This window comes from Micromonospora sp. WMMD967, from assembly GCF_029626165.1.
GTDB lineage: Bacteria > Actinomycetota > Actinomycetes > Mycobacteriales > Micromonosporaceae > Micromonospora > Micromonospora taraxaci.
Genome location: NZ_JARUBK010000001.1, coordinates 4,985,633 through 5,002,906 on the forward strand (window position 1 = coordinate 4,985,633; position 17,274 = coordinate 5,002,906).

A 17,274-nucleotide genomic window follows, 5' to 3' on the forward strand; every position below is an offset into this window, starting at 1 on the left:
GCTTATCGCCGGTCGCGGCGGGTTCGGCGTCCGGCCAGGGTGGCACGGATCGGCGCGGTCTTCGCCGCGGCCTCGGCGACCTCGGCGGCGGGGTCGCTGTCCCAGGTGATGCCGCCACCGGCCCAGGTGTGCAGGCGGTGCCCGTCGGCGGCGGCGGTGCGGATGGTCAGGCCGAGGTCGACGCGACCGGGGGCGACCCAGCCCAGCGCCCCCATGCTGGCGCCCCGGCCGACCGGTTCGAGGGCGTTGATCTGGGTCAGGGCGGCGCGTTTCGGCGCGCCGGTGACGGAACCACCGGGGCAGGTGGCGCGCAGCAGGTCGGCCAGGCCGAGCCCGTCGGCGGCAGCCGCCCGCACCGTCGACTCGGCCTGCCACAGGTCGCACCAGCGGCGGACGGTGAACAGCTCGTCGACGCTCACGGTGCCGGTGCGGGCGATGCGGGCGAGGTCGTTGCGTTCCAGGTCGACGATCATGACGTGTTCGGCGCGTTCCTTCGCGCTGGCGAGCAGCTCGGCGCGGCCGGCGGCGGTGGCCGCGCGGGTGCCCTTGATGGGTCGGGTGATCAGCTGCCCGTCGGTGACCTCGATGAGGGTTTCCGGGGAGGCACAGCCGATGGCCCAGCCGTCGCCGGTGAGCACACCGCCGTAGCGGGCGCCGGGCAGCGCGCCGAGGCGGCGCAGCGCGGGCAGCGGGTCGCCGGCGTAGGCGGCGGCGGCGTGCCCGACGAGGTTGGTCTGGTAGACGTCCCCGCGACCGATCGCGGCGCGCACGCTCGTCACCGCGTCGGCGTGCTGGCGGCGGGTCCAGCTCTCGGCCCACTCACCGAGCCACCACGCCGCCGCGGCGGGCCGGCCGGCCGGGTCGGCCGGGGCCGGATGGTGGCCGTAGACGACGACGGTGAGGTCGGGCAGCGTCGGCGCCGGCTCGGGCGCGGTGGTGGGTGCTCCCGCCAGGTACGCCCCGGCGGCGGCGGACAGGTAGAGCGCCGCCCCGCAGACCCCGGTGCCGTCGCGGTGGGCCGTGGCGGGCCGGCTCAGGTCGTGCAGGGCCAGGCCGTGTGCGGCCAGGAACTCCTCGGCGAGGGCGGCGGGGTCACCTCCGTCGCGCAGGTGCCACTGAAGGCGGGCGCGTTCGGTGAGCGCGCCTCGACACGCGGCCGGGGCCCCCGGCACAGCGATCGACGCCGCCGGCCCGCTGTGGGCGGCGGCCACCGCAGCCGGGCCGCTGCCCGTGGCCAATGCAGCCGGGCCGCGATCCGGGGAGTACACCTGTGGGAGCGTTTCCACGCCGTACGGTTCGACCTTCCTCATCCGTTCAGTGGATTTCCGGCGCGACAGACGGACACCTGCTCGATGCCGGACACTTTCGCTTGGTACTGTGCGTCACTGGTCATGTGAACCATGACACAGTGCCCCCACAGTCCGGAGAACCCGATGTGCCAGCACCAACCGACCTGCCCCTCCGCTGAAGCCACCGACCGGGAAGCCGCGCGAGTCCTCGCTTGCTTCCGTGAGCAGGGCTGGAGCCTGCTCTGCAATGGTGTCATCGTCTTCGAGGACACCGGCGAGCTGCTCCCCGACGGCAGCAGCATCGCACCGCACCGCGGCCCCGCACGCCACGCCCTCGTGGCCTGACCGACCACTCAGCGTCACCGACTAGCCGCCATTCGACCAGGCCCGGTCCCCCGGTAAGGGACGCCACGCCCAGGTCGCAGCGGTGGCCGGGGCGGCTCGCAACCGCCCGCCCCGGCACGCCCGTCGCCGAGTTCAGTCTTCGAACGCCTCCGGCGACGGGCACGAGCAGACCAGGTTCCGGTCGCCGTACGCGCCGTCGATGCGCCGCACCGGAGGCCAGTACTTCCCGGCCCGCTCCACCCCGGCCGGGTACGCGCCCACCGACCGCGGGTACGCGTGCGGCCACTCGTCACCGCTGACCATCGCCGCGGTGTGCGGCGCGTTCGCCAGGGGGTTGTCCCCCGCCGGCCACTGCCCCGAGGCGACCTGCTCGATCTCCGCGCGGATCGCGATCATCGCGTCGCAGAACCGGTCCAGCTCGGCCAGGTCCTCGCTCTCGGTCGGCTCCACCATCAGCGTCCCCGCGACGGGGAACGACATCGTCGGCGCGTGGAAGCCGTAGTCGATCAGCCGCTTCGCCACGTCGTCGACGCTCACGCCGGTCGCCTTCGTCAACGGACGCAGGTCGAGGATGCACTCGTGCGCCACCAGGCCCTTGTTGCCGGCGTACAGCACCGGGAAGTGCCCCCGCAGGCGCGCCGCCACGTAGTTCGCCGCGAGGACCGCCACACCCGTCGCCCGGGTCAGCCCCTCGGCGCCCATCATCCGCAGGTACGCCCACGGGATCGGCAGGATCCCCGCCGACCCGTACTTCGCCGCCGAGATCGCCGGCGTCGCGTCGGCGTGCGCGCCCAACGGGTCACCGGGCAGGAACGGCGCCAGGTGCGCGCGGACCGCCACCGGACCCACACCGGGGCCACCGCCGCCGTGCGGGATGCAGAACGTCTTGTGCAGGTTCAGGTGCGACACGTCCGCCCCGAACTTGCCCGGCTTCGCGAACCCGACCAGGGCGTTGAGGTTCGCCCCGTCGACGTACACCTGCCCGCCGGCGTCGTGGACCTTCGCGCACAGCGACGCGATGCCCGTCTCGTACACGCCGTGCGTCGACGGGTACGTCACCATGATCGCGGCGAGCGCGTCCCGGTGCTTGTCGATCTTCGCATCCAGGTCGACCAGGTCGACGTTGCCGTCGTCGTCGCAGGCCACCACGACGACCCGCATGCCGGCCATCACCGCCGACGCCGCGTTGGTGCCGTGCGCCGACGAGGGGATCAGGCACACGTCGCGGTGCGTCTCGCCGCGCGACGCGTGGTAGGAGCGGATCGCCAACAGGCCGGCCAGCTCCCCCTGCGAACCCGCGTTGGGTTGCACGCTGACCGCGTCGTAACCGGTCACCTCGGCCAGCCACGACTCCAGCTGGCCGATCATCTCCCGGTACCCGACGGTCTGGTCGTCCGGTGCGAACGGGTGGATGCTGGCGAACTCCGCCCAGCTGACCGGCTCCATCTCGGTGGTCGCGTTCAGCTTCATCGTGCACGACCCGAGCGGGATCATGCCCCGGTCCAGGGCGTAGTCGAAGTCCGACAGCCGCCGCAGGTAGCGCAGCATCGCCGTCTCCGAGTGGTGGCTGCGGAACACCGGGTGGGTCAGGAAGTCGGTGGTGCGACGAAGGTCAGTCGGCAGGGCCGCGTCCGCGTGACCGTCGAACGCGGGCACGCCGAACGCCTCCCACACCCGCGCCAGGTGCGCGAGGGTCGTCGTCTCGTCGCAGGACACCCCGACCCGGTCGGCGTCGACCAGGCGCAGGTTCACGCCCCGCTCGGCCGCCGCCGCGACGACCCGGGCCGCGCCGCCGGGCACCGTCGCGGTGACGGTGTCGAAGAACGCGACGTCCGCGACGTCGACGCCACCGGCGCGCAGCCCGGCCGCGAGCCGTGCCGCCATGTCATGGGTACGCGACGCGATGTCCCGCAACCCGTCCGGCCCGTGGTAGACGGCGTACATGCCGGCCATCACCGCGAGGAGCACCTGCGCGGTGCAGATGTTGCTGGTCGCCTTCTCCCGCCGGATGTGCTGCTCGCGGGTCTGCAACGCCAACCGGTAGGCCGGGTTGCCGTCCGCGTCGCGCGACACCCCGACCAGACGCCCGGGCAGCATCCGCTCCAAGCCCGAGCGCACCGCCAGGTAACCGGCGTGCGGCCCACCGAATCCCATGGGTACGCCGAAACGCTGGGTGGTGCCGGCGGCGATGTCCGCCCCGATCTGCCCCGGCGCCCGCAGCAGCGTCAACGCCAACAGGTCCGCGGCGACGGTGACGAGGGCACCCACGCCGTGCGCGGCCTCGACGAGGCCCGCGTGGTCGCGGACCGCCCCGGACGCCCCCGGATACTGCAGGTGCAGGCCGAAGAACTCCGCCGGCAACTCCTCGCGGTCGACGTCGACGACCCGCACGTCGATGCCGAGCGGCACCGCCCGACTGGTGATCACCGCAATGGTCTGCGGCAGGGCGTCGGCGTCGACCACGTACACGCCGCTCTTGCTCTTGGACGCCCGGCGCGCGAGGGTCATCGCCTCCGCCGCCGCGGTGCCCTCGTCGAGCATGGAGGCATTCGCGGTGGCCAGGCCGGTCAGGTCGGTGACCATCGTCTGGAAGTTCAGCAGCGCCTCCAGGCGGCCCTGACTGATCTCCGGCTGGTACGGCGTGTACGCCGTGTACCAGGCCGGGTCCTCGAGGACGTTACGGCGGATCACCGCCGGGGTGTGCGTGCCGTGGTACCCCAGACCGATCATGGAGACGGCCACGGTGTTGCGGGCCGCCAGGGCCCGCAGCTCGGCGATCGTCTCGGCCTCGGTGGCCGGGTCCGGCAGGTCGAGGGTGCCGTGCCAGCGGATCACCTCGGGGATCGCGGCGTCCATCAACTCGTCGATCGAGTCGTGCCCGACGACCTCCAACATCCGACGCTCGTCGTCGGGGCCGGGACCGATGTGACGGGTGGCGAACTGCTCTACGGTCATGGGTGGCGCTCCCGGGGCGAGGTCGACGTGTCGGCCTCCCCCTCTGTCACACCCAGGTGCGGCGCTCCACAGTGCCTGCCCACGAGGTCCTTTTGCCTGAGAGGTTCCGGGGAGGATTTGCCCCTTCGGCGCCGCCCCGCGTGCTGCCGGGCGGTCTCTCCCACGTGGGTGTTACCGGCACCGCCAACGCTACCAGCGATGGTGTTACCGCCAGATGTCCTACCCCCGGCCGGCGCCGGTCACCTGGCCGCCGGTCACACGCCGACGGTGGCCGCGCTGCCGCTCACCCGCGCGGCCAGCTCCGGCAACACCGCACCCAACGGCGCGTCGACGCACACACTGGCGTGCCCGTCACCACGGGTCGGCCCCTGGTTCACGATCGCCACCGGGATGCCCTGTTTCGCCGCCCGAATCACGAAACGTCGCCCGGACATCACCGTCAACGACGACCCCAGCACCAGCAACGACCGGGCCCGCCCCACGGCCTCGAAGCACCGCGCCACCCGCTGCGGCGGCACCGTCTCGCCGAAGAACACCACGTCCGGCTTCAACATGCCGGTGCCGCAGATCCCACAGTCCACCGTCCGGAACGCCTCCACCTGCTCGTCGGGGAGATCCACATCACCGTCCGGGTTCACCGCGGCGACCCGGGCCGTGAAGTCCGGGTTCGCCTCCCGCAACCGCCGGTCCAGCTCCTCCCGGGAGGTCAGGTTGCCGCAGTCCAGGCAGGTCACCTCGTCGAGGCGACCGTGCAACTCGATCACCGAGGTGCTGCCGGCCGCACCGTGCAGACCGTCGAGGTTCTGGGTGATCACCGCGTCGACCAGACCGGCCCGCTGCAACCCCGCCACCGCCCGGTGCCCGCCGTTCGGCGCCGCACCGGCGATCAACCGCCACCCCAGGTGGCTGCGCGCCCAGTAACGCCGCCGGGCCACCGGATCCCGGGTGAACGCCTGGTACGTCATCGGCGTGTGCCGCCGCGCCACCCCACTCGGGCCCCGGTAGTCCGGAATGCCCGACTCGGTGGACAGGCCGGCGCCGCTGAGCACCACCACCCCACCCCCGGCCACCAGTGAGGTCAACGCGTCGAGGCTCTCCATCACCCCTCCATGCTGCCTCAACCCGCCACCCGCCGCCGAACCCCGCACCGGCCGGGGCCCGGCGGCGGACCGAGGGCGAGGTCTACACCGCGACGACGTCGGCGACGACGCAGGCGATGTTGTCCGGCGCCCCCTGCGCCAACGCCAGCTCGACCAACGCCCGTACCGTCTCCGCCGGGCCGGTCGGCGCGGCCACCGTCGACCACACCGCCGCCCGGTCGACGACCGCCGACAACCCGTCCGAGCACAGCAGATACCGGTCACCCGGCCGGGCGGTACGCAGCACCAGGTCCACCTCGACCTGCGTCCCGGCGCCGAGGGCGCGGACCAACAACGCGCGCTGCGGATGCGCCGCGGCCGCGGCACTGTCGAGCCGGCCCTGATCCACCTGCGCCTGCACCCAGGTGTGATCCCGTGTGAGCAGCGACAACTCACCATCGCGCAGCAGGTAGGCGCGGGTGTCACCGACGTGCGCGAGAGCCAGCTGGGAACCGCTGCGCAGCACCGCGGTCACCGTGGTGCCCGGCTGGTGGTCGTCGGTCGCCAACGCCCGCACACTCCGGTCGGCGTCCGCGACCGCGGCGGCGAGCATCGTCACCAGGTCGACGGCCGGCCCGTCCACCAGCGCCAACGGAGTGAGAGCGTCGACCGCGGCGGCGCTGGCGGCAGCACCGCCGGGCCCCCGCATGCCGTCGGCGACGACCAGCAACCGGTCGCTGGCGTACGCGGCGTCCTCGTTGCTGTCGCGCACCAACCCCGTGTCACAACGGGCGGCGTAGCGGACAGCGATGGTCGTACCCGGGTCGGACATCGTGGCGCCCCCTTCAGACAGGTGGTCCACGAGGATGGTCGCCAGCCGCGCGCGGGCCGCCGTGTCGGCGGTGACCCGCCGCCAGTACGCGGTGACCGCCTCGGCCGCCGCCGCCGGATCCAACCCGCACACGACGCGGATCGTCGCCAACGGCATACCGATGCCCCGCAGCTGGGCCACCAACCGGGCCGACGGCACCTGCGCCGGGTCGTAGAGCCGATACCCGGACTCCGCGTCCACGGCGGCCGGCGGCACAAGCCCCACCTGGTCGTACAGGCGCAGCGCCTTCGGTGTCAGCCCCGCCGCCTGCGCGAACACCCCGATGGTCATGAGCCCCACGTCGACACCCTCCTCGTGCCGGCCACGTCGACCGGCACACCCCAGGGTGGGCCTTCCCCAAAGGTCAAGGTCAAGCCCACGCGGTCCGCCCGTCCGCCGCGAGGGCTCCCACACCGCCGGTAGGTTGGGTGCATGCGTGTCGTCATCGCCGGAGGCCACGGCAAGATCGCCCTGCTGCTGCACCGCCGCCTCACCGAACGCGGCGACACCCCGGTCGGGCTGATCCGCAACCCCGCACAGGCCCCGACGGTACGCGCCGCCGGCGCCACACCCGTCGTCTGCGACCTGGAACACACCACTGCCGCCGACCTCGCCACGCACCTCACCGACGCCGACGCGGTGATCTTCGCAGCGGGCGCCGGTCCCGGCAGCGGCGCCGCCCGCAAGGACACCGTCGACCGGGCCGCCGCCGCGCTCCTCGCCGACGCCGCCACCCGCGCCGGCGTCCGCCGCTACCTGCTCGTCTCCTCAATGGGCGTGGACGACCCACCCGCCGCCGGCACCGACGACGTGTGGGCGGCGTACCTACGCGCCAAACGCGCCGCCGAGGACGACCTACGCGACCGCGACCTGGACTGGACGGTCCTGCGACCCGGACGTCTCACCGACGACCCACCCACCGCGACCGTCACCCTCACCCGGCACGCCGGACGCGGCGCCATCAGCCGCGCCGACGTCGCCCACGTCCTCGCCGCGCTCCTCGACGAACCATCCACCACCGGCGCGACAGTGGAACTCGTCGCCGGCCCCACCCCGATCACCGACGCCGTCCGCGCCGCCGCCACCTGAGCGGGGCCGACGGCGCGCCCCGGCCGCACCACCACCTGAGCGGTGCCGGCCAGGTCAGCGCTGCTGATGCCGGGGCAACGCCGACCGGCCCGCCGCCGCACCAGCAGCGAACGGCGCCCCCGGCGTCTCCGCCGCGATCCGATCCATCGTGCGCGCCAGATGCTCACTGCCGTCGTCGAGATGCCGCGCCGCCGCCTGCATGTGCGACACCATCATCTCGCCGAAGATCCGCAACGCCTCCCGGGTGGCCACCGTGTCGTCGAAACTCGGCCCCGCCGCGCTGCGGTACTCCGCCACCGCCCGCTCCGCCTCCTGCTTCGCCTCGGCCTCCGCCGCGTGCAGGTAACTCTCGTACTGCACCCGGGCGTACTCGGCGACCCGCCGCGCGTAGTCGTGCGCCTGCGCGATGATCTGCTCCGCCTCACGCTGCGCCGCGGACAGCAGATTCACCTCCCGCGCCGCCGGGACCTTCGCCGCCGCACCCGTACTCGGAATCACCCCGTGCCGGTGCAACTCCACCCGGTCGTTCAGCCGCTCGTTCTCCGCCCGCAACGTCGCGATCTGCGTCGCCAACAGGTCCAACTCGTCGGCCACCTGCACCCGGAACCGGTCCACGTCCGCGTTGTCGTAACCACGCCGGGCGAACGACGCGGACCCGAACTCCCACCGCCGGACCCGATCGGCGGTCATCCGCACCTGCACACCGCCGGAAACCTGTATCCCGTCATACCGACTGATCGGGGTCGCGCTCACCTGTTCCCGCCTCCCGAAGTGTCACCGGCGGTCGTCCCCTGCACCGCCGTCCGCCAGGCCGAGCCGTACCACTGCGAACCCAGGCCCTCGTGATGCACCTGACCCGGATGGAAACCCGCCTGGACCAACGTCTGCACCGCGTGCGAAACCATCTCGTCCGACCCACACACGAACACGTGCCGGGAACGCCAGTCACCGTCGGCCAACGCCCGATCCACCGCGTGCACGAACTCCCCCGGCCGGTGCACGTCGGCACCCACCACGTACGTCACCGTCAACCACGAGTGCGACGACGCCAACTTGTCGATCGCCTCGCTGTCGTAGAGCTCACTACGGGAACGAGCCGCCACGTACAGGTCCACCCGCCGGCGGGAACCCTCCGCCACCACCTGCTCCACCAACGCCTTCACCGGCGCCCAGCCCGTGCCCGCCACCAACAACAACAGGTCACTCGAACCCGCCGACCACAACGCCAGCCGCTCCCCCACCGGCGCCGCCAGGTGGATCCGATCACCCACCGCCGACCCGTACACCAACCGCGACGACACCGCCCCACCCGGCGCGGCCCGCACGTGGAACTCCAACGTGCCATCCGCACGGGGCGCGTTCGCCGGCGAGTAGTACCGCCACGACCGCACCGACGGATGCGACACCCCCACCGACTGACCGGGGGTGAACGGCAACAGGTACTGCGGACGCACCGTCAACACCGCCACGTCGAACGCCCGCCGCTCGTGCGCCACGATCTCCGCCACCCACCACGGCGGGTTCACCGCCTCGGCGGCCTGCGCGGCCTCCGTCATCACCTGCGCGACCAACCCGTACGCGGCCGTCCAGTCCGCCGCCAGCTCATCGGTCCACTGCTCGGCGAGGAAATGCTGCAACGTCGCCACCAGCGCCTCACCGACCGCCGGGTAGTGCTCCGCGCGGACCGCGAACTTACGGTGATCCGCGCCGAGGTCCTGAAGGAAACCCACCAGGTGATCCACCTGGTCCACGTTGGACACGATGTGACCCAACGCGGTCACCAGGCGGTCCCGCTGCCCGGCCATGTTCGTGGGGAACATCTGCCGCGTCTCGGGATGAGACAGGAACAACGTCGAGTAGAAATAGAGCGGCACCTGGTCGCCGTGCGCGGCGACCAACGACCAGCTCTGCTTGAGTCGGGCCGCGTCCACGCTCAGGCGCCCGACCGGTTCTCGCGGGCCACCACCTGGTCCTGCACCTGTCCCAACACCGTCTGCACATCAGCCAGGATGTCCGACGGAACACCCAACTCGGTCAGCGTCACCGTCAGGTGCTCACCCACCTTCGCGTAGTGCTCCACCGGAATGTTCAACGGCTGGTGCGCCTCGGCCAACCCACGCCCGGCGTACTCGTTGGGGCCACCCAGGACCGTGGTCAACATCAACGTCAGATGCCGCCGCTGACCCACCATGTCCACATCGGAGAAGTAACCCGCCAACGCGGGGTCCACGAGCACCTTGTCGTAGAACAGCTCAACCGCCGCCTTGACCGAACTGGCACCACCAATGCGGTCGTAGTGCGAAGCGGGAGCGGTCTCTTCCGTAACCGTCACGGTCGTTCCTTCCGGGGGGTGAAGGGTCCAGAACCGTCAGGGACCATAGCGTGTCAAACGCCTCCGGTCAGCGCCCCCGTATCGGGTTCCCGACAATCAACACACACGCAGCGTCACCACTACCGACAGGTAGATCCACAATCGGCCACCGCAACGACACCCACCGTATCCACAATCGACCGCACCGACTCGACGGCACCCACCACCGTCACCGAGGGTCGCGAGAAAACCAACCGGAAAAAGCCCGGGAAATGGGAACGCTCAGCCGGCCCGCCGCCGCGCCCGCCGCGCCGCCAACTCGTCACCGACCGGATCCGCATCAGACGCCACCGCAGGCTCCACCGGGCCGCTCGTCGCCGGCTCCGCCGGCAGATGCGACAACGACCCCTGGATCTCCTTGAAAGCCCCACCGATCGCGATCCCGAAAACGCCCTGGCCCCCCTGCAACAGGTCGACCACTTCCTCCGGAGACCGGCACTCATACACCGTCGTCCCATCGGAGATCAGCGTGATCCCGGCCAGATCCTCCACACCACGCGACCGCAACGCCTCGATCGCCTTACGGATGTTCTGCAGGGACACCCCCGCATCCAACAACCGCTTCACGACCTTCAACACCACCAGGTCCCGGAACGAATACAACCGCTGCGTCCCCGAACCCGAAGCGTCGCGAACGCTCGGCACCACAAGCGTCGTCCGCGCCCAGTAATCCAACTGCCGGTAACTGATGCCCACCGCGTGGCAGGCCGTCACACCCCGGTAGCCAACCGAACCCTCACCCTCGACCGCCGCCTGCGGCGACGAGGCACCCGGCTCAACCCACTCTCGACCCGGATCGGAATCCTGCGGCTCGTGCATCCGGACAACCTCCCCGTCAGTGCGGTGACGCGTCGTTTCCGGGACGCGCACCCCTCGACACGGCAACCCTATAGCCACCTTCAGGGGTTACCACGGAGGAACCGGCGCGACACGCCGCGCAGTCACCAGGAAAGATCACCAACCGCACCAGGGCATCACCGACCGTGACAACCCCACGCGCAGAGCCAGAAACACCTCAGCCCGCGAAATCCTCCGGACGCACCTGGTCCAGGAACTCGCGGAACTTCTCCACCTCGTCCTCCTGCTCATCAGGGATAACGATCCCCGCCTCGCTGAGGACCTGCTCCGAACAACGAATCGGCGCACCGACACGCAACGCCAACGCGATCGAATCGCTCGGCCGCGCCGACACCCGCACCCCATCACCGATCAACAGATCCGCGTAGAACACGTTCTCCTTGAGCTCGGTGATCTCCACCGCCTGCAAGGGCGCCTTCAACGCCGCCAACACATCCCGCAGAAGATCATGAGTCAACGGCCGGGCCGGCTTGACCCCCTGCTGCTCGTAAGCGATAGCCGTCGCCTCGACCGCACCGATCCAGATCGGCAGATAGCGGTCCCCCTCGACCTCCCTGAGCAGGACGATCGGCTGGTTGCTAGGCAACTCCACCCGAACTCCGACCACGCTCAGCTCGCGCACCGCCGCCTCCGTGTCGTTGTCACCTACGCCGCACCGCGCCCTTCCCTGCACGGTACACGGACCGCGACACGGCCGTCCCATGCGCTACAGCACCACGCCCGCGCCAGAAAGGGGTTACCCCGGCAAGCCTACGGCACGCTTCCCGGAAGAGATCTTTCCGCTCAGCCACCACCCACCGGGCACCATCAACGACCCAACGTCGACCGCAGACCCACCCGCACCAACGCCGCGTGCAACTGCTCCGACAACGCCACCAACTCCCGCGCCGTCTCCGCAGCCCGCGCCCGCGCCGCCGGATCACTCTGCCGCGCCAACGGCGCCACCAACTGCGCGAACAAACCAACCTCACGGTCCGCCGCAGTCCGATAACCCCGCAGATGCCGCGGCTCCAACCCGTACGACGCCAACCCCGCCACCGCCGACGCGATGATCAGAGCATCCCCGTCATACCAACCCGGCGGATCCGACACCAGCACACCGAGCCGCTCCAACTCCACCAACGTCGACTCGTCGATCCCACTACGCGCCACCAGGTCCGCCCGGCCGAGCCGCACCTGCGACGACTCGGCCGGCTCCGACTCACGACCCGGCACCTCACCATCAGGACCAACCGCCACCAACGCCGGCCGCGACCTCTCCGGCTGCTCACCGGACGAATCCCACTGCGCCAACTGCTCACGGATCACCCGCAACGGCAGATACCGGTCCCGCTGCGCGGTCAACACGAACCGCAACCGCGCCACATCGTCCCAGCTGTACTTCCGGTAACCCGCCGCCGTCCGCTGCGGCTCCACCAGCCCTTCGGCCTCGAGAAACCGCAACTTCGAAATCGTGGTGTCCGGGAAATCCACCCGCAACTGCCCGAGCACCTCACCGATGCTCATCAGCGGCTGAGACCGGGCCGCACCGGGTGACGTGGAGGCCGCAGGCTCGTTCACCCCCGGCCGGCCTCCTCCTCCGGGCGCGGACCGGCGATGAACACCACCCGGAACTTACCGATCTGAACCTCGTCACCATTGCTCAACGTGGCCGCCTCGACGCGCTCACGATTCACGTACGTGCCATTCAAGCTGCCCACGTCCCGCACCGTGAAAGTGCCACCGTCACGGTGGAACTCCGCGTGCCGACGCGACACCGTCACGTCATCGAGGAAGATGTCACTGTCCGGATGCCGGCCACTGGTCGTCACATCGTGGTCCAACAAGAACCGGGCACCCGCATTCGGACCTCGACGAACCACCAGCAGCGCCATACCGGGCGGCAACGAACCGGACATCCGGCTCGGCACCACATCGGTGTCCGGCCCCTCCAGCACTTCGTCGAGCGAACCGAGATTGAGCGTCGAAGTGACGTCGAGCGGGGGGAACTCGTCGTCTGGCCGCGTCATGGGACCACCTCACGGATCTGTTCGGTCGGCGTCGGGTAATGGCGGGTCTGGCCGCCGGGCACATGCACACCCGGCGGCTGGCTCCCCGTGCCCGGGAAGGCAATTCCGCAACGCTCAACTATTTTGGGTTCTCGGTCGACTGGGCGAGCCTAGCCAGCGCCGAAATGCAGGGCAACCGGACGCGCGCACACAGCCCACGCACCGGAACAAGCTCACTCAGCCTTCGGTGATCTTCTGATACGCGCCCGCCGTCAGCAACCCATCCGTCGCCGTCGGATCATTCGGCGTGATCTCCACCAACCAACCCTCACCGTACGGATCAGTGTTGATCAGCTCAGGCGTGTCACCCAACGCCTCGTTACGGGCCGCAACCGTACCCGCGACCGGCGCGTAGATCTCCGACACACTCTTGGTCGACTCGATCTCACCCAACGAGTCACCAGCCGCGACCACCGAACCCGCCTCGGGCAACTGCACGTACACGATGTCACCCAGCGCGTCCTGCGCGAAGTGCGTGATGCCGACCCGGATCACACCCGTGCCGTCACCCGCCACCCACTCATGCTCGGCGGTGTATCGCAGATCCTCAGGAATCACCAGACGTGTCCTTCATCCATCGGTGCCCCGGACCACCCGGGTCCGGCGCGGCCGCGCCGGTCAGGAGACCGGACGGGCGTGTTCCAACTTGATCGGCACGTGCAGCGCCGAAACCTCGGCAACCTCACGCTCCCCAAACGTCACGTTACCGCCGCCACCCCGGACCGACGCCACCACCCCACCAGGAATGTTCAACGCCGTCCGCATCGTCGCCGGATCACCGATCACCGTGATCGTGTACGGACCCGTCAACCGACGCCCCTCCACCACCAACGACCCGTTGTCCCCATCGAGGAAGTACGTCGACGCGATGATCCGCACCGTCGCCCGATCACCACCGGAGATCTGCATCGCCTCGGCACCCGCACCCCGCAGCTCCTGCACCGCGTCCAACACCCGGTTCGCCGTGATCGGCTTGACACCGGAATCGAACTGCACGGTCAGACCCGGGCCCACCGCCGGCAACGTACCCGCCAGGATCCCCAACTCGTCCGCCCGCCGCGTCGCCTCGTCCAACGCCGCCTGACGACCCTGCTCACCCGACTGCAACTGCCGCTGGCTGTCCTCCAGAGCACGGATGTCCTGCTGAAGACGGCTCTCCCGCGCATCCAGATCCGACAGGATCCGGACCAGGTCCTCCTGCCTCGTCGCCGCCAACGTCGGGTCCTTCGACGTCGTCTTCAACTGCACGACCAACGTGAAACCCAGCAACACCAACAACGCCACGATCATCACACCGGCAGCACTCAACCGGGACCGACCACCCACCACCGGCGTCGACTCCCCCACCGGATCGGCCAGCGCGTCAGAGCTCCCCACCGGATCGGCCAACCCGTCGGAACGCTCCGCCGGCTCCCCCGACCGCGACACGGCCCTCAGGTCCACCGTCGCACCGTCGTCCACCGGCTCCACCGCGGGCTCATCACCCGACTCCGGCTCCGCGGGCTCACCCTGCGGCGCCAACGGGCTCAACTCGTCCGGATCCGGCGCGTCCGGCCGCGGATCAGGCTCACCCGCCGGCCCACCCGGCCGCGCCGGACCCGCCGGCTGCGGCCACCCCGTCCCCGTGTCGGTCTGCTCGTCACTCATCGCAACCAACCTACGCCCGGAACAGGTGCCGGCGGATCGCCGCCACGTTGCCGAAGATACGCACACCCAACACGACGACCACACCGGTGGACAACTGCCCGCCCACCCCCAACTGGTCGCCCAGGTACACGATCAGACCGGCGACCAGCACGTTCGAGATGAACGACACCACGAACTGCTTGTCGTCGAAGATGCGGTCCAACCGCGCCCGCACACCACCGAACACCGCGTCCAACGCGGCCACCACAGCGATCGGCAGGTACGGCTGCAACGCCGCCGGCACCGCGGGATCAAGCACCACACCGAGCACCACACCGGCGAGCAACGCCAGCACCGCGATCATCGGCCACCTCCGGAGGGGCTAACTGAGGTCGTCGGACCGGACGACCCGGGACTGCCGGACCGGACACCCGACGCGGAAGGGCTCGGACTGACCGACGGCTTGGCGTAGCGTAGCTGCGGCTCCGCGGCCGCCGGCAGGGTGAGGTCGTCCGACTCCCGCACACCGAACGACAACCCGGTCTTCTGCGCGACCTCCCGCATCAACGCCGCGTTCCGACTGGCCTCGAACTTGCGCCGCATCGAACCCGGACCGATCGCCGACACCTCGTACGGCCCGGTCACCGGCCGGAAGTCCACCAACATCGCCTCACCCGCCGACCTGATCGTCGACGTCGACGTCAACCGCTGCCCGTTGATGGCGATCGCCTCCGCGCCGGCACTCCACAACGCGTTGGCCACCCCCTGCAGGTCGCTGTACAACACCCGCGGCGGACCAGCGCCGGCGCCGGTCACCGCATCCGCGTTGTCCGGCGCGTCCGCCAACCGCACCACCACACCGTCACCGCGCACCCGGCCCAGGCCCGTACTCGCCTCCAGGTTGCGCAGCTGGGCCGCCGCCGACCCGCTCAACGCCGCGTCCCGCTGCCGACTGACCTCCTCGCGCAGCTGGTCGGCCCGCGTCGACAGCCGGTCGGTCTGGCTCTCCCGCTCCTTGATCTGCGTCACCAGACCGGAACGGGCCTGGCTGCGCCCCGGCTCGTCGGCCATCGTCTGCCGGTACGCGACCGCGAACAGGAAGCCGAGCATCACCACCACCACGAGGCTGACCGTCCGCGACGACCGCGCCCGCCAACCCCGCACCGGCCCGGACTCCGCCGACCGCCGACGGGCGGCCGCCGCGTCCGCGTACCCCGGATCCAGCGGGTTGCGGAACAGCTCGGTGAGGAAGTCCGGCGCGTACACCCGGTCCTGGCCGGGCTTCCCGAGCCGCGGCGCGCTCACGCCGCCGCTCCCGGGCCGCGGGCCGCGCGCACCAACCGGGCCGCCTGTACGACGTACATCGCGCCGGCCACCCAGTAGAGCACCAGCCCCCACCAGGCCAGCCCCCACCCGATCGCGGCGGTCGCCGTCGCCGCCGCGCTCCACTCGGTCGCCAACAGCAGCACCGGGAAGGCCGCGAGGAGCAGGAACGTCGCTGTCTTACCCACGTAGTGCACCGGCGGCGGCCCGTACCCGTAGCGACGCAGCACCGCCAGGGAGCCGAGCAGGAGCACCTCGCGGGCCAGCAGCGCCGCGGTGAACTGCCACGGCACCACCTCGCGCGCGGTGAAGGCGATCAGGGTGGCGAGGATGTAGAGCCGGTCGGCGAGGGGGTCGAGCAGCTCGCCGAGCCGGCTCACCTGGCGCAGGCGGCGGGCAATCCAACCGTCGACCCAGTCGGTGGTGCCGCCGATGGCGAGCACGACGATCGCCGCCACGTCGGCCCGGCTGACCAGGAAGAGATAGAGAAAGAGCGGTACGCCCAGCAACCGCCCGAAGCTGATCAGGTTGGGCAGGGTGAGCACCTGGTTGCCGGGAGTCTGGTCACCGGTGTCCGGCGGTTGCTCTGCCCGAGCCGGCCGACGCGACACCGATCCTCCTCCACGGCACGTGGCCCCCAGCCGACGGCGGACGTGGCTGAGGGGCGTACGCGTTGTCGGGCCGGCCACCGCCGGCTCCCCCTGCGGCCCCGGGCGGGGCCTCTCCCCTGACACGGCCCGCGATCTCGATGATCGCGGGCCGGCGAAGTGCGCTGTCACTATATCGGGCTTCCGCCTGGCCCCTGGGGTGCTGCCGCGCGGCGTCCGGTGCGGCATTGCCGCACTGTGGCGTGGATCACCACGCGTTGAGCGTCCTAGGACACTAGTGGAGGACGGGCCCCACTCATGCCGTCTGCGCCGCCGCATCATTCTGCTGCTCGGGCACCGGCTGCGTCGCCGCCCGGGCGAACCCGACCAACGCCAGCAACAGGTCGTGCTGCATCCGCGTCGGCATCCGATCCAACACCGCCTGCACCGCACGCCGCCGCCGCTCCGCCAACTCCTCCAGCAGGGTCAGCGCGGCCGGGGTCGGCAGCAGCCGCACCTCGCGACGGTCCCGTGGATCGGCCACCCGGCGCAACAACCCGGTCGCCTCCAACCGGTCGCAGAGACGGCTCGCCGACGAGGGCACCACGTCCAGCAACTCGGCCAACCCGTTGACGTTGGTCTCCTGCCGGGTGCTGATCAGCATCAGCACCCGCAACTGGGTGGGCGGCAACTGGTGCCGCGACGCTGCCGAATCGAGGACGGCGATCAGTGTCTCGGCAGCCGCGTTGATCGCCGCGGCGAGATCCGCAGGTCGCTCCACCCGATGTCCCCTGCCGTCGTCGCGCTGCTGACCGCCCGGCGCAGCGGCGGCC

The 17,274-nt window shown here is 70.9% G+C and carries 19 protein-coding genes and 1 riboswitch; of the genes, 2 read left to right on the top strand and 17 right to left on the bottom strand.

What is annotated here, in order from left to right; genetic code table 11:
* Nucleotides 1-2 precede the first annotated feature (2 nt).
* Nucleotides 3-1,310, bottom strand: coding sequence for a chorismate-binding protein (locus O7631_RS22580; protein ID WP_278146059.1), 1,308 nt, complete (start codon nt 1,308-1,310; stop codon nt 3-5).
* Nucleotides 1,311-1,433: 123 nt separating this feature from the next.
* Between O7631_RS22580 and O7631_RS22585 the strand changes: the two genes are divergently transcribed.
* Nucleotides 1,434-1,634, top strand: a complete 201-nt coding sequence (locus tag O7631_RS22585; protein WP_007460326.1) for a DUF5999 family protein — start codon at nt 1,434-1,436, stop codon at nt 1,632-1,634.
* A 132-nt stretch (nt 1,635-1,766) separates the two neighbouring features.
* Here O7631_RS22585 and gcvP read toward each other — a convergent pair whose 3' ends face one another.
* The 3 genes from gcvP to O7631_RS22600 form a co-directional block, all read right to left on the bottom strand.
* Nucleotides 1,767-4,589 (bottom strand): aminomethyl-transferring glycine dehydrogenase, encoded by a 2,823-nt coding sequence (gene gcvP / locus O7631_RS22590; protein WP_278146060.1) that lies wholly within the window; start codon nt 4,587-4,589, stop codon nt 1,767-1,769.
* A 74-nt stretch (nt 4,590-4,663) separates the two neighbouring features.
* Nucleotides 4,664-4,762: riboswitch (glycine riboswitch) on the bottom strand.
* Between the two features lie 81 nt (nt 4,763-4,843).
* Entirely contained in the window at nt 4,844-5,689 is an 846-nt protein-coding gene (locus tag O7631_RS22595) for an NAD-dependent protein deacetylase (protein WP_278146061.1), read from the bottom strand.
* An 82-nt stretch (nt 5,690-5,771) separates the two neighbouring features.
* Nucleotides 5,772-6,839, bottom strand: a complete 1,068-nt coding sequence (locus O7631_RS22600; protein ID WP_278146062.1) for a MerR family transcriptional regulator — start codon at nt 6,837-6,839, stop codon at nt 5,772-5,774.
* Nucleotides 6,840-6,971: 132 nt separating this feature from the next.
* On the opposite strand from O7631_RS22600, the gene O7631_RS22605 reads away from it, so the two are divergent.
* Nucleotides 6,972-7,628: an NAD(P)H-binding protein gene (locus tag O7631_RS22605; protein ID WP_278146063.1), complete on the top strand. Its 657-nt coding sequence runs from the start codon at nt 6,972-6,974 to the stop codon at nt 7,626-7,628.
* A 54-nt stretch (nt 7,629-7,682) separates the two neighbouring features.
* On the opposite strand, the gene O7631_RS22610 is transcribed toward O7631_RS22605, so the two are convergent.
* The 13 genes from O7631_RS22610 to O7631_RS22670 form a co-directional block, all read right to left on the bottom strand.
* Complete coding sequence (locus tag O7631_RS22610; protein ID WP_145781736.1) at nt 7,683-8,381, bottom strand: cell division protein DivIVA; 699 nt, start codon at nt 8,379-8,381, stop codon at nt 7,683-7,685.
* Nucleotides 8,378-9,559: a globin domain-containing protein gene (locus tag O7631_RS22615; RefSeq protein WP_278146064.1), complete on the bottom strand. Its 1,182-nt coding sequence runs from the start codon at nt 9,557-9,559 to the stop codon at nt 8,378-8,380. The genes O7631_RS22610 and O7631_RS22615 overlap by 4 nt, the downstream gene beginning before the upstream one ends.
* A 2-nt stretch (nt 9,560-9,561) precedes the next feature.
* Entirely contained in the window at nt 9,562-9,960 is a 399-nt protein-coding gene (locus tag O7631_RS22620) for a group 1 truncated hemoglobin (RefSeq protein WP_278146065.1), read from the bottom strand.
* Between the two features lie 261 nt (nt 9,961-10,221).
* The gene (locus tag O7631_RS22625) at nt 10,222-10,818 is read right to left on the bottom strand and encodes a MerR family transcriptional regulator (RefSeq protein WP_278146066.1); all 597 of its coding nucleotides are present in this window, start codon (nt 10,816-10,818) and stop codon (nt 10,222-10,224) included.
* A 196-nt stretch (nt 10,819-11,014) separates the two neighbouring features.
* Nucleotides 11,015-11,479 (bottom strand): bifunctional nuclease family protein, encoded by a 465-nt coding sequence (locus tag O7631_RS22630; protein ID WP_088989552.1) that lies wholly within the window; start codon nt 11,477-11,479, stop codon nt 11,015-11,017.
* 185 nt (nt 11,480-11,664) lie between these two features.
* Nucleotides 11,665-12,363 carry a MerR family transcriptional regulator gene (locus O7631_RS22635; RefSeq protein WP_269683577.1) on the bottom strand — a complete coding sequence of 233 codons (699 nt, stop codon included), beginning with the start codon at nt 12,361-12,363 and terminating at the stop codon, nt 11,665-11,667.
* 50 nt (nt 12,364-12,413) lie between these two features.
* Nucleotides 12,414-12,866 carry an FHA domain-containing protein gene (locus O7631_RS22640; protein ID WP_007071101.1) on the bottom strand — a complete coding sequence of 151 codons (453 nt, stop codon included), beginning with the start codon at nt 12,864-12,866 and terminating at the stop codon, nt 12,414-12,416.
* 216 nt (nt 12,867-13,082) lie between these two features.
* A complete protein-coding gene (gene gcvH / locus O7631_RS22645) occupies nt 13,083-13,463 on the bottom strand; it encodes a glycine cleavage system protein GcvH (protein ID WP_088989550.1) in 381 nt (126 codons plus the stop codon).
* 60 nt (nt 13,464-13,523) lie between these two features.
* Nucleotides 13,524-14,552 carry a DUF881 domain-containing protein gene (locus O7631_RS22650; protein WP_278146067.1) on the bottom strand — a complete coding sequence of 343 codons (1,029 nt, stop codon included), beginning with the start codon at nt 14,550-14,552 and terminating at the stop codon, nt 13,524-13,526.
* Nucleotides 14,553-14,562: 10 nt separating this feature from the next.
* Nucleotides 14,563-14,895: a small basic family protein gene (locus O7631_RS22655; protein ID WP_088989548.1), complete on the bottom strand. Its 333-nt coding sequence runs from the start codon at nt 14,893-14,895 to the stop codon at nt 14,563-14,565.
* On the bottom strand, nt 14,892-15,836 hold the full coding sequence (locus O7631_RS22660; RefSeq protein WP_278146068.1) for a DUF881 domain-containing protein: 945 nt from the start codon (nt 15,834-15,836) through the stop codon (nt 14,892-14,894). Before O7631_RS22660 ends, O7631_RS22655 begins: the two co-directional genes overlap by 4 nt.
* A complete protein-coding gene (locus tag O7631_RS22665; RefSeq protein WP_269678925.1) occupies nt 15,833-16,465 on the bottom strand; it encodes a CDP-alcohol phosphatidyltransferase family protein in 633 nt (210 codons plus the stop codon). Before O7631_RS22665 ends, O7631_RS22660 begins: the two co-directional genes overlap by 4 nt.
* A gap of 292 nt (nt 16,466-16,757) precedes the next feature.
* Nucleotides 16,758-17,222 carry a MarR family transcriptional regulator gene (locus O7631_RS22670; RefSeq protein WP_278146069.1) on the bottom strand — a complete coding sequence of 155 codons (465 nt, stop codon included), beginning with the start codon at nt 17,220-17,222 and terminating at the stop codon, nt 16,758-16,760.
* Between the last annotated feature and the right edge of the window lie 52 nt (nt 17,223-17,274).